Here is an 11751-nt window from a genome sequence, read left to right on the forward strand (position 1 = left end):
TACCGAGCGCTATGGACCTCACCGAACGGATCGAACGCCGACGGACGCGAAGCAGCCGGAACGAACTGGTCGTCGACCGCGACTCGCTGAACCCTGCGGTCCACCTCTCCGAACCCGTGGGACGGGAGGCGCTGTTCGAGGCGTTCCTGAACGCGATCGACCCACTCTTCGACCGGGCGGTCCCCCCGAACACCTACGTGTGGGGGCCGAAAGGGGCCGGAAAGTCGGCCATCGTGACCGCGCTGCTGTCGGCGCTCGAGTCGGAGATGAGCGGCACGGACCCCTTCTACACCGCGACCCGGGGTGCGAGCGACCACCCGGAGGTCCGGTTCGTCTACCTCAACGCCAGGCGTGCACGGAGCCGGTTTCAGGTCTACCGTGAACTGCTGGACGATCTGCTCGTGGAATCCGTCCCCGAACGCGGGGTGAGTACCGAGACCCTCCGCGGGCGGATCGAGTCGGTCACCTCGAAAAGCGAGAGCATCCTGGTCGCGGTCGACCACCTGGGAGAGCCGACTACCGTCGACCTCGCGGATCTGTACTCCTTCTTCGAGTCCTTCGAGAACCTCGCGTGGATCGGGGTGGGCCGCACCCCGCCGGAGGAGCTGTCCTTCCCGATGCCCGAACAGCAGATCAGCGTCCCGGCGTACACCCACGAACTCGTCGACGTCCTCACCGTCAGGGGCTCACGCGGGCTCTCGCACACGCTCGATCACGGCCACGCACAGCGGATCGCCGAGTGGGCCGACGGTGACGCTCACGACGCCCTGGCGGCGCTTTTCGTCGCCGCTTCCACCGCCGAGGCCGACGGCTCGACGCGGGTCCGCGATGCCGACGTCGACGCCGGGATCGCCGCGGTCCCGACCGGCGGCGTCCCCATCGGCCGCGTGCTCACCCTCTCGCAGAACGAACAGCAGGTGGTCGAACAGCTGCTCGCGCTGTCGCTCGACGACGAGGTGCGGATCGAGGACGCGGCGGGGCGGATCGCCGACCGAACCGACCTGACCGACGCGACGGTCAAGCGGCTGCTGTACGAACTCGCCCAGTTCGGCGTACTCGAACGGCGGGAGGTCCCCGTCGGGGCCCGGATCACCGGGCGGAAGCCCAGCGGCGTGGGGCTGAACTTCTCCGCGCAGCTTTTCACCGCGCTCACGGACGGATGAGCGCCGGACCCTACGTCGGCGCCCTCGACCAGGGGACCGGCGGCACCCGGTTCGTGGTGTTCGACGGGGACGGATCCCCGGTGTCGTCGGCGTACACGACGCACAACACGGTGACGCCGGACGTCGACAGAGTCGAGTACGACCCGCTGAAGCTGTGGGGGTGTGCGACCGACACCATCAGACGCGTCCTCGTCCGGGCCGACGTCGAAGCCGATCGCCTCCGAGCGCTCGGGGTATCGAGCCAACGGCAGACCGTGCTGCTGTGGGAGGCTGCCACCGGAAGGCCGGTCGCGAACGCACTCAGCTGGCAGGACCGCCGGACCGCCGACCGAATCGCGGCACTCGATGCCGAGGACCGGCAGCTGATCCGGTCGCGGACCGGTCTCGAACCCGACCCGTACTTCGCTGCGCCGAACGCGCAGTGGCTCCTCGACAACGGCGACGCGGCGACCGGGGACGGCAAACCCGGGTTCGGGGATTCCGCAGGAACGGCGCTGCGGGAGCGGGCGGCCGCCGGCAACGTGCTCGTCGGCACCGTCGACTCGTGGTTGCTGTACAACCTCACGGGCACGCACGCGACCGACGTCACGAACGCCGCTCAGACGATGCTCTTCGACATCCACGCCCGGGAGTGGGACGACGACCTCCTCGATCTGTTCGGCGTCCCGCGGGCGGCGCTGCCGACGGTCCACCCGTCGAGCGACCCGACGGGGTTCGGCGAGACCGACCCCGATGGGATCCTCGGCGCCGCGGTCCCGGTGACCGGGGTGATGGGCGACCAACAGGCGGCGCTCTTGGGGCGGGTCGGCGCCGACCGCGACGCCGCGAAAGTCACCTACGGCACAGGGAACTTCTTCCTGCAGCACACCGGAACCGAGGCCCCGGATGCCGACTCGAAGCTCCTGTCGACGGTCTGGTTCCAGCGGGCGGGGTCGGGACCGCTCTACGGGCTCGAAGGCCCGGTGTTCGCCACCGGGACGCTGCTCGAGTGGCTCCGGAGCGTCGGGTTCCTCGAACGGGCCGACGGGTTCGACCGACTCGGCCCCACAGCGCCCCGGGGACCCGTGCAGGTCGTGCCCGGTTTCGGCGGCCTCGGCGCACCGTACTGGGTGCCCGGCGTCGACACCGCGGTTCTCGGGGTCACCCGCAACACCGACGCCGACGCCGTGGTCCGGGCGGCGGTCAGGGCCATCGCCTTCGCCACCCGCACGGTTGTCGACGCTGCGGAGGCGGCGACCGGGGTCGACCACGACCGCCTGTTGGTCGACGGCGGCGCGATCCAGCACGACGAGTTCGCCCAGTGGCAGGCCGACCTCCTCGGGCGGCGGCTGGTCCGCTCGGAGGTGACACAGACGACGGCCCTCGGCGCGGGGTTCGCCGCGGGGCTCGCTGCGGACGTGTGGGACTCCATCGATGACCTCGACCGGTGTCGAACCGAGGGGCGGACGTTCACCCCGAGCGCCGAGTCGGATGCGGTCGAGGCGGCTTACCGGCGGTGGCAAACGGCCGTCGACGCCGTTGCGGGGATCCACGGCAGCACGTGATTTTTACTGATTACTCGGTATCCGTCAATAACCTATATATCGCCCGGGGCGAGAGCCCGGAGTCGACGGGTCGGCCCCGACCGGAACGGGCGTACGCAGGTATTTTCGCCTGCGAGAGCGCCGCCTGAAATCGGTTCGGCCACCGCAACTCCGGGTTACAGGGGACGCCTGACGTCGAGAAGCACTGATACCGAATACCAAACATCCTGGGCCAAGCGAGCTTCGCTGCACGTTCGTAGACGGATTGTGATATAATGTGACGAACGTACAGTCGAGCGGCGAAACAACCGTCTCGGTTCTCATTGAGATAAAGGCGAATATATACGAAAATGACGGCTCTAGAGCGCTATGTATTCGATCTCACGTTTCACTCCGGCCGTCCCGCGACTTCGTCGGAACTACTGATTTTCCAATTTCCACCAAAGAATTTATCCCGATTTCTCAATAAACGTTTTATTGTCAGTAGCGATGGTGTCAATCAACGACCCACGGACGCGACGGAAAATCCTCGCATCGAGCGGCGCACTACTCGGCGGGAGCCTCGCCGGGTGTATCAGCGGCGGCGGCGGCGGCAGCGGCGACGGCGATGGCGGCGGTAGCACGGATACTGGCGGTGACGGCGACAGCACCACCACCGACGCCGGTGGCGGTGCGGAGACGTACGAAGTCGGGTACGGCGAGTTCGAGACGACCGTCAGCGCAAGCGAGTTCCCGGAAAAGCTGTACGTGTACGCGGTCCAGACCGGGTGGTCGAACTGGGGGGCGATCATGCAGGCTTTCCAGGATCAGTACGGCGTCGCGCTCAACGACGACCAGCGCTCCTCCGGGGAGGCCCTGTCTGACCTCCGGGCGAACGCGCAGGACCCCACCCACTCGGCGTACAACGGCGGGTACACCTTCGGCATCCTCGCGATGAAGGACGGCTTGACGCAGGCGTACAAGCCGGCCAACTGGGACAAGGTCCCCGATAAGCTCAAGACCGACAACGGGCACATGACCGCGACGCGGCGGATGACGACCGCCCTGACGTACAGAAAGGACATCTTCGAGGAGCGCGGCATCGAGGAGCCGGAGACCTGGGAGGACCTCAAGAACCCGGACATCGCACAGGACCTCGTCATCCAGCCGCCACAGGCCGCCGTCGGACTGGCGGGCGCGCTCTCGATCAACAACGCCTACGGCGGGTCCCTCGACAACGTCCAGCCCGTTATCGAGTATATGACGGAGCTGCAGGACATGGGGACGACGTTCCGCGGGAACCTCGAAGGCGACTTCACCAAGGGGAACATCGGCTCCTTCGTCGAGTACGACTACACGGGGCTGGACCTGAAGTACAACTCCGATGCGATCGCCGAGGAGAAGGTCGGCGTGACGCTGCTCAACGGGGTCGACGGCAACAAGGGAGCGATGAACCAGCCGTACGGCTACGGGATGCTGAAGGGGGCGCCGAACCCCGAGGCCTGTAAGCTGTTCATGGATTACGTCCTCTCCCTGGAAGGACAAAAGCAGTTCCTCGACGCGTACGTCCGGCCGATCCGCGCGCCGGAACTCGAACTGCCCGAGGAGTTCCCGGCACAGAGCCGGTACGAGGAGACGCAGTTCCAGGTCGACTACACGAGACTCGTCGAGAACCAGGAGTCGATCATTCAAAACATCGGCGAAGGTGTCGGTCTGACGGGTTACTGAACGATGGCGACGAGCGACAGTTGGGCCCTGTTCGGGCGGCTCCGAACCGGGGCAACTCGGTTATTCGTACCCATCACCGAGGCCGATAGGAAGCGCCGTCGTATCGCCGTGCTCGCGCTCCCGTTCCTGCTTTTGGCCGTCTTCGGGGCGTTCGTCCCGCTGTACCAGCTGGTACGTATGAGCGTCTCGGAATCCAACTTCGCTCTCCAGGGGTTCCAGCTGGGCAGCTACGAGGTGATCGTGACGTCCGTGGTCGCGTACCTTCCGGTGATCGGAAGCGGGATGGAAGCCAACCCGGTGTACGGACTGGTCGTGTGGAACTCCCTGTGGTTCGGAGCGCTGACGACCGTAGTCAGCGTCGCGTTCGGCGTGGCTATCGCACACGGCCTCGAGAAGTACGATCTCCCGCGCGAGGGGCTTCTCGTGACGCTGATTTCGTTCCCGATCAGCCTTCCGGGGATCGTGGCCGCGTTCATGATAATCCTCTGGTTCAGCCAGACCGGAGTGATCACCAACATCGTCGCCTGGCTCACCGGGGCAAGCCCGATTCGGATCGCACTGACCGGACAGGTATCGGGGTCGTTCCTCGCCGTTCTGGGGCTGTTCTTCGGGTATCTCTACTCGATGATTCCGCGGGCGACCTTCCTGCTGCGCGGCAGTTACGCGGAGGTCAATACCGACGCTGAGGAGGCCGCACGAGCCCTCGGTGCGACCCCGCTACAGACGTTCCGCTACGTGACCCTCCCGCAGATCCGTCCCGGCATCGTGGGGGCGTTGATCCTCACGTTCCGGACCGCACTCGCCATCTTCGGGACGGTGCTGGTGCTGAAGGCGCTGTCGGTGATCACGTTCCGGTTCGACCAGGAGATCCAGGTCGGGTTCAACCTCGCCAACGCGTCCGCCCTCGCCGTCCTCTTCTTCGTGTTTACCGTCCTGTTCACCTTCCTGGGACTCAGATACACGAGTGCGGAGGTGACGGAATGAGCAACAAACAGTCGGTTCAGACCGGAGACGTCCCCGAGCGTGATCCGGACCGGATCGGCCGACTCTCGGCGGCGTTCGGACGCCGGGCCGTGACCGGCCTCATCGCGGTGACGGTCGTCTTCCTCATCGCGCCGGTGTTTTTCACCGTCATCGCCTCGTTCGCATCGGAGTGGACTGGCGTGATTCCGACGGGGTTCTTCACGTTCCAGAACTGGGCACACGTGTTGGGGCTGACCGATACGGTCGGCGCCCAGCGTGCCCTCGGATCCTTCAGTTTCCGAGCGTTCGGCTACACGGTGACGGTCCCCTTCCTCTCGCTTTTCTTCAGCGTCGTGCTCGCGCTCGGCGGCGTCGTGATCAACCTGATTGTCGGCGTCCCGGTCGCGTACGCGGTCACGCGATACGACTTCTACGGGCGCGGCTGGGTGAACACCTTCGCGGTCCTCCCGATCGTCCCGGGTGTCATCCTCGGGATCGCGTTCCTTCGCACCTATCCCGACCTGCCCAGCGCGTTGGCGCTCGTGATCGGGTACTCGCTGCTCAAAGCCCCGTATATGGTCCTGGCAGTCCAGTCGTCGTTCGAGGGGATGGACCTTCGCCAACTGGAGGAAAGCGCCCGCTCGCTCGGGGCGTCGTGGCCGAGAACGTTCTTCACGGTCATCATCCCGAACGCGAAGACGGGGATCATTGCCGGTTCGATCATCTGCTGGACGCTGGCGGCCGCGGAGTTCAATTTCACGTATATGGTGTACTCCCGGGGCCCTCGTCCGTTCTCGATTTTCCTGTACAACAATATCACCAACAGCCCGATCCTGCAGACTGCGGCCGCCGTCTCGATCTACTTCATCATCGTGGCCGGCGTGACCGCACTCCTGCGACGGACCGGGCAGAGCGGGTTCTCCGTTGGAGGGGCCAAATAGATGTCTGAACGGGTACGACTACAGAACATCACGAAGCGCTTCGACGACACGGTTGCGGTCAACGACGTCTCGCTGACCGTCGAGTCGGGGGAGACGCTCGGGATCGTCGGACCGTCGGGCTGCGGGAAGACGACCACGCTTCGGACGGTCGCCGGGTTCGAGACGCCGAGCGACGGCGACGTGCTGTTCGGCGAGGAGTCGGTCACGAACGTGCCACCCGAGCAGCGCAACGTGGGGCTTGTCTTCCAATCGTACGCCCTCTTCGACAATATGACCGTGCGACAGAACGTGGAGTTCGGGCTCAAGATGCGGGACGTGCCCGCCGACGAACGTCAGGAGCGTGCGCAGCGTCTCCTCGAGATGCTGGACATCGGCGGGATGGGCGACCGCGATCCGACGACCCTGTCGGGCGGTCAACAACAGCGCGTCGGCTTGGCCCGTGCGCTCGCGATCGAACCGCGCGTGTTGCTGTTGGACGAGCCGATGACCGGGCTCGACGCCCAGCTGAAAAACCGGCTCCAACGCGAGATCGGGAGCCTCCTCGACGAACTCGAAGTCACCGCGCTGTACGTCACCCACGACCAGGAGGAGGCGATGGTGATGTGCGACCGGATCGCCGTGATGAACGAGGGGATCCTCGAACAGGTGGGACCACCCGAGGAGGTGTACGCACAGCCGGCCAACGCCTTCGTGGCCGACTTCATCGGCACCTCCAATCTCCTCTCGGGCCGGATCTCCGATGGCCGGCTCGACCTCGGGTTCGCCGCGATCGACGCCGAGACCGGAGCGGCCTCCTTCCAGGGCGAGGTCACGGCCACGATCCGGCCGGGGGCCTTCGAGGTCTCCGAGTCGGGGGCCTTCGAGGCGACCATCGAGGAGTCGTTCTACCTCGGAGAGCACGTCCAGGTGCTCGCAACCCTCCCGAACGGGGAGTCGCTCACGCTCCATCTCGATCCCCGCCTCGAGTACACCCCGGGCGACACGATCACGCTGGCGGTCGACCCCGCCGACGTCCACTTCATCGACCGGTCCTGACGCGGCGTTCGGGACCGGCTCGGCCGGTCGGCGTTCAGTGCTCGGGGCGTTCGTCCGTACTGAGCCGATCCACGCCGGCGGTCCGGCACGTTTCGAGAACGCCCTCCGTCGGTCCCGCCTCGGGGACCGCCGTCTGCACTGCCAGTCCGTGGTCGTGTGCGTACTCGACGACGGCCGGCTCCGACCCGGTGGCGTAGTACATATGCACCGCCTCGCACCCGAGGTTGGCGGCGGTGTCGATGCCGAGTTCGGGATCGTCGCCGTATATGCCGTCGTGAAGCACGTACCCGAGCGGGGCGTCGGGGTCCGCCTCCCGCGCCTCCCGGAGGGCAAGCGGGCTGAACGAGATCAGGATCGCCGGGTTGTCGTGGTCCGCAGTCGCGGCCAGCACGTCGGCGGCGGTGTCCAGTTCCTTCAGTTCGATCTGGACCCCGACGTCCGGGGGAATCGCGTCGAGGGCGTCGTCGAGTCGTGGGATCGTCTCCCCGGATCCGAGCACCTCGACCGTCCGGAGCTCCGACCAGGGGGTACACCCGACTGTCCGCTCGTCGTCGGCGAGTCGCTCCAGTGTCCCGTCGTGACAGACGACGAGTTCACCCGAGCCACACCGACGCACGTCGAACTCGATCCAGTCGGCGGACGCGGCGGCGCCGCGGAACGCCGAGAGCGTGTTCTCCGGGAACTCCTCGGCGTACCCCCGGTGGGCGACGTAGTCCATACCCCGACTATGGCGACGACGGCAGTAATAGGTTGCCGGCGGGCCGTCGACAGGGGACCACAGGAGCTTCGACTCCGGTCGGACGCCCGCTGGGTCGTCGGGCATAGACTCCCCAGCGTCACCGCCCGCTCGAGGGCGTCGTCAGTTTACTTTTCCTCTGGTTATTGGTGATAATTTTTAAGTTAGACTGTCGGAAACGTCCACGACAGAATGAGCGACGGAAGCCTCGCTGACGCCCTCGCCGCCGCCGAGAGTCCGACGGCCCTCCTCCGCAACAACCCGGGTCGACATCCCTACCCCGTGCAATCGGAGTTCACGAACTGGATCGAGGAGGTGCGGAGCTGGCGGGAGACGTGTGCGCTCTCGGACCTCTCGCACCACCAGAAGGACCTCTACGTCGAGGGTCCCGACGCCCTGTCGGTGTTTGCGGACCTCGGGATCAACGACTTCGGGGGCTTCGAGCCCGGACAGGCCAAGCAGTTCGTCGCCTGCAACCCCGAGGGGTACGTGATCGGGGACGCCATCCTGTTTTATCTCGACGAGGAGCGCCTGAAGCTCACTGGCACCCCGGTCGCGCCCGACTGGGTGGAGTACAACCTCGCGACCGGCGACTACGACGCCACCGCGGAGGCCGACGAGCGGTACCACGACAAGGACGAACCGCACCGGACGTTCAGATATCAGCTCCAAGGTCCTCACGCCTTGGACACGATGCGGGACGCCGTCGAGGGGTCGCTGCCGGAGATCCCCTTCTTCAACTTCGATGCGGTCACGGTCGGCGGCGTCGAGGTTCGGGCGTTGCGGCACGCGATGGCGTCGAACGCGGGCTTCGAGATCTGGGGGCCGTGGGCGGAACGCGACGCGGTCAGGGACGCGCTCCTCGATGCGGGCGAGGCGTACGGGATCCGACAGCTCGGCGAGAAAAGCTACAAGGCCCAAGGACAGGAGAAGGGATGGATCGCACGGCCGCTCCCGGCGATCTTCGGTGACTCGATGGCCGACTACCGCGAGTGGCTCGACGCCGACAGCTACGAGGCGACGAGTACCCTCGGCGGCAGCTTCGACCCCGACGACGTCTCGGAGTACTACCTGAACCCGATCGAACTCGGCTACGAGCGGTTCGTCGACTTCGACCACGAGTTCGTGGGCCGGGAGGCGGTAATGGAGATGGCCGAGGAGCCGCAACGCGAGAAGGTGACGCTCGTGTGGGACGACGACGACGTCGTCGACATCCTCGCGTCGCTGTTCCGCGACGGGGAGACGTACAAGTACTTCGACCTCTCGATGCCGTACTGGGCGGTCTTTCACTACGACGAGGTCCGGAGCGGCAACGAGACCGCGGGGCTCTCGAAGTACTTCGGGTACACGTACAACGAGCGATCCGTGCTCTCCTTGGCTCTCGTCGACCCCGAGTACAGCGACCCAGGCACCGAGGTCACGCTCGTGTGGGGCGAGCCCGGCGGCACTTCCCCGAACCCGAAGGTCGAAGACCATGTCCAAACGGAGATCACCGCGACCGTCGCACCGAACCCCTACGTCGACCTCGACGAATGAGACCGGCCGGACCCGGCCGCCGGCGTCCGGGCACGTGGGGTTCGACGGGCGTACGACCCGGCCGCCCGACGGGCGCACAAAAGAATTAATTACGGTGTCGGCGAGGTATTTACCGATGGATCACATAGTGTCGGTAATCTCGCCGGGACCTCGGTCCCACCCGGCGGGGGCGACCGAGACGGCATCGATCCGCACCACCGGAACCGTCGGACGCCCGCCGAGGACCCGACGATGAGCGCTGTCGGTTACGAGGCCGCGGTCCTCGACCTCGACGGGACGGTGTACCTCGGCGACGGCCTCATCCCCGGCGTCGGCGACGGGATCCGCCGGCTCCGGGAGTCGGTCGGCCCCGTCAGGTTTCTCACGAACAAGGCGATCGCGCGCCGGGGGGACTACAGCGAGAAGTTGCGCCGGCTCGGAATCGACGCCGAGCGGCGGCACGTGATCAACTCGGGGTGGGTGACGGCCCAGTACGTCAGCGACCGGTATCCCCGGTCGGCGGCGTTCGTCGTGGGCGAAGCCCCGCTCATAGAGGAGTTCCACGACGCCGGCGTCGACACCACCACGGACGACTCGGGGGATCTCGTCGTGGCGTCGATGGATCGAGGGTTCGACTACGACGACCTCGACGTCGCGCTCCGGACCCTCGACGACGGGGAGGCGCCGTTCCTGGCGACGAACCCCGACCGGACGTGTCCAACGGAGTCGGGGGCCGTCCCCGACGCGGCGGGGATGATCGGCGCGATCGAGGCGGTGACCGGCCGAACGGTCGACGAGGTGCTCGGGAAGCCCTCCCCGCGGATGGTCGAGATCACGGTCGGGGAGATCGGCGTCGCCCCCGAGGACTGTCTGATGATCGGCGATCGGATCGAGACCGACATTCTGATGGGCGAACGCGCGGGGATGACCACCGTGCTCGTGCTCTCGGGGGTGACCGACCGGGAGATGATCCCCGGGGCGGAGGCTGATCCCGATTACGTCATCGACTCGTTGGGGGGGATCGGTGACGTCCTCGATGACCGCTGACGGCGGTCGAGAAGCGTTCCAAACGCATCTCCCGGTCCCGAGAAATCGTGCCCGACACAACGGGTCCGACCGTGGAGTGAAAGTGAACGCGAGGATCGGCGAATCGGCGTTGCCGGGGTCGACTGCCGACGACCGAGCGGTTCCCTACAGCCCCTATCCGGCGTGGTCACGATCGTTCCCACGTCGGGGCGAATCAACGAGGTTAAGTACAAACCACACTTCGATAAGTAATGCGAAGCACACCACGCGACTGGGGGCGGTTCAACCCCGTCCCCACTCGCCGTCCGGCCACGTCGGCCCCGGTTCAACGGGTTTATACCCGTCCACCGGTTCGACTGTGTTGGACACGGAATGAGGATTCCACCCCTGCGGTCCGCCGTACACGATGGAATCTGATGTTAGCCTTGGTGGTTCGGTGACACCTGTCCGGTGTCGCCCGAACCACACGGACCACGCAACCAATGCAATACGACGCGATGCAACGCAGTAGGATCTGTGCAATCCACAATTTGGTGATTCCTCCTTTCACGAGGAGAAATCCCGCCAACCCTCCCCGTTCACGCGGGGAACCCATTCCGGTTGATCCTGCCGGAGGCCATTGCTATTGGAGTCCGATTTAGCCATGCTAGTCGTACGAGTTCAGACTCGTGGCGCATAGCTCAGTAACACGTGGCCAACCTACCCTTCAGCGGCGGACACCCTCGGGAAACTGAGGCTAATCCGCCATACCCCTCTCACGCTGGAACCGCCGAGAGGCCAAAACGCCTTACGGCGCTGGAGGATGAGGCTGCGGCCGATTAGGTAGACGGTGGGGTAACGGCCCACCGTGCCCATAATCGGTACGGGTCGTGAGAGCGAGAGCCCGGAGACGGAATCTGAGACAAGATTCCGGGCCCTACGGGGCGCAGCAGGCGCGAAACCTTTACACTGCACGCCAGTGCGATAAGGGGACTCCAAGTGCGAGGGCATATCGTCCTCGCTATCCTGTACTGTAGGGCAGTACAGTACCAAGAGCTGGGCAAGACCGGTGCCAGCCGCCGCGGTAATACCGGCAGCTCGAGTGATGGCCGATCTTATTGGGCCTAAAGCGTCCGTAGCTGGCCTCGCAAGTCCGTCGGGAA

9 protein-coding genes and 1 rRNA gene are annotated in these 11751 nt (G+C 65.8%); 9 read left to right on the forward strand and 1 reads right to left on the reverse strand.

Annotated elements, in window-relative coordinates:
* Positions 1 to 11 precede the first annotated feature (11 nt).
* From H5V44_RS04940 to H5V44_RS04965, 6 genes are all read left to right on the forward strand, one after another.
* Positions 12 to 1163 (forward strand): Cdc6/Cdc18 family protein, encoded by a 1152-nt coding sequence (locus tag H5V44_RS04940; protein WP_185191983.1) that lies wholly within the window; start codon positions 12 to 14, stop codon positions 1161 to 1163.
* Positions 1160 to 2707, forward strand: coding sequence for an FGGY family carbohydrate kinase (locus H5V44_RS04945; protein WP_185191984.1), 1548 nt, complete (start codon positions 1160 to 1162; stop codon positions 2705 to 2707). The genes H5V44_RS04940 and H5V44_RS04945 overlap by 4 nt, the downstream gene beginning before the upstream one ends.
* A gap of 468 nt (positions 2708 to 3175) precedes the next feature.
* Entirely contained in the window at positions 3176 to 4393 is a 1218-nt protein-coding gene (locus H5V44_RS04950; RefSeq protein WP_185191985.1) for an extracellular solute-binding protein, read from the forward strand.
* 3 nt (positions 4394 to 4396) lie between these two features.
* Positions 4397 to 5377 (forward strand): ABC transporter permease, encoded by a 981-nt coding sequence (locus H5V44_RS04955; RefSeq protein ID WP_185191986.1) that lies wholly within the window; start codon positions 4397 to 4399, stop codon positions 5375 to 5377.
* On the forward strand, positions 5374 to 6297 hold the full coding sequence (locus tag H5V44_RS04960; RefSeq protein WP_185191987.1) for an ABC transporter permease: 924 nt from the start codon (positions 5374 to 5376) through the stop codon (positions 6295 to 6297). Before H5V44_RS04955 ends, H5V44_RS04960 begins: the two co-directional genes overlap by 4 nt.
* A complete protein-coding gene (locus tag H5V44_RS04965; RefSeq protein WP_185191988.1) occupies positions 6298 to 7332 on the forward strand; it encodes an ABC transporter ATP-binding protein in 1035 nt (344 codons plus the stop codon).
* Positions 7333 to 7366: 34 nt separating this feature from the next.
* Here the strand turns inward: H5V44_RS04965 and H5V44_RS04970 are convergent, their stop codons facing one another.
* Positions 7367 to 8050, reverse strand: a complete 684-nt coding sequence (locus H5V44_RS04970; protein WP_185191989.1) for a glycerophosphodiester phosphodiesterase — start codon at positions 8048 to 8050, stop codon at positions 7367 to 7369.
* Between the two features lie 210 nt (positions 8051 to 8260).
* Here H5V44_RS04970 and H5V44_RS04975 point away from each other — a divergent pair, with 210 nt between their 5' ends.
* From H5V44_RS04975 to H5V44_RS04985, 3 genes are all read left to right on the forward strand, one after another.
* Positions 8261 to 9604: an aminomethyl transferase family protein gene (locus H5V44_RS04975; RefSeq protein ID WP_185191990.1), complete on the forward strand. Its 1344-nt coding sequence runs from the start codon at positions 8261 to 8263 to the stop codon at positions 9602 to 9604.
* 231 nt (positions 9605 to 9835) lie between these two features.
* Positions 9836 to 10630 (forward strand): HAD-IIA family hydrolase, encoded by a 795-nt coding sequence (locus tag H5V44_RS04980; RefSeq protein ID WP_185191991.1) that lies wholly within the window; start codon positions 9836 to 9838, stop codon positions 10628 to 10630.
* A gap of 572 nt (positions 10631 to 11202) precedes the next feature.
* Positions 11203 to 11751 (forward strand): 16S ribosomal RNA (locus tag H5V44_RS04985); the annotation flags it as partial.

The sequence above is a fragment of the Halobellus ruber genome (assembly GCF_014212355.1).
Taxonomy (GTDB): domain Archaea; phylum Halobacteriota; class Halobacteria; order Halobacteriales; family Haloferacaceae; genus Haloquadratum; species Haloquadratum rubrum.

What these genes read in the sequence shown, in the direction of transcription:
- H5V44_RS04955 (WP_185191986.1), top strand. Translation starts at nt 4,397, where the DNA reads ATGGCGACGAGCGACAGTTGGGCCCTGTTCGGGCGGCTCCGAACCGGG.
- H5V44_RS04965 (WP_185191988.1), top strand. Translation starts at nt 6,298, where the DNA reads ATGTCTGAACGGGTACGACTACAGAACATCACGAAGCGCTTCGACGAC.
- H5V44_RS04960 (WP_185191987.1), top strand. Translation starts at nt 5,374, where the DNA reads ATGAGCAACAAACAGTCGGTTCAGACCGGAGACGTCCCCGAGCGTGAT.
- H5V44_RS04975 (WP_185191990.1), top strand. Translation starts at nt 8,261, where the DNA reads ATGAGCGACGGAAGCCTCGCTGACGCCCTCGCCGCCGCCGAGAGTCCG.
- H5V44_RS04945 (WP_185191984.1), top strand. Translation starts at nt 1,160, where the DNA reads ATGAGCGCCGGACCCTACGTCGGCGCCCTCGACCAGGGGACCGGCGGC.
- H5V44_RS04970 (WP_185191989.1), bottom strand. Translation starts at nt 8,050, where the DNA reads ATGGACTACGTCGCCCACCGGGGGTACGCCGAGGAGTTCCCGGAGAAC.
- H5V44_RS04980 (WP_185191991.1), top strand. Translation starts at nt 9,836, where the DNA reads ATGAGCGCTGTCGGTTACGAGGCCGCGGTCCTCGACCTCGACGGGACG.
- H5V44_RS04940 (WP_185191983.1), top strand. Translation starts at nt 12, where the DNA reads ATGGACCTCACCGAACGGATCGAACGCCGACGGACGCGAAGCAGCCGG.
- H5V44_RS04950 (WP_185191985.1), top strand. Translation starts at nt 3,176, where the DNA reads ATGGTGTCAATCAACGACCCACGGACGCGACGGAAAATCCTCGCATCG.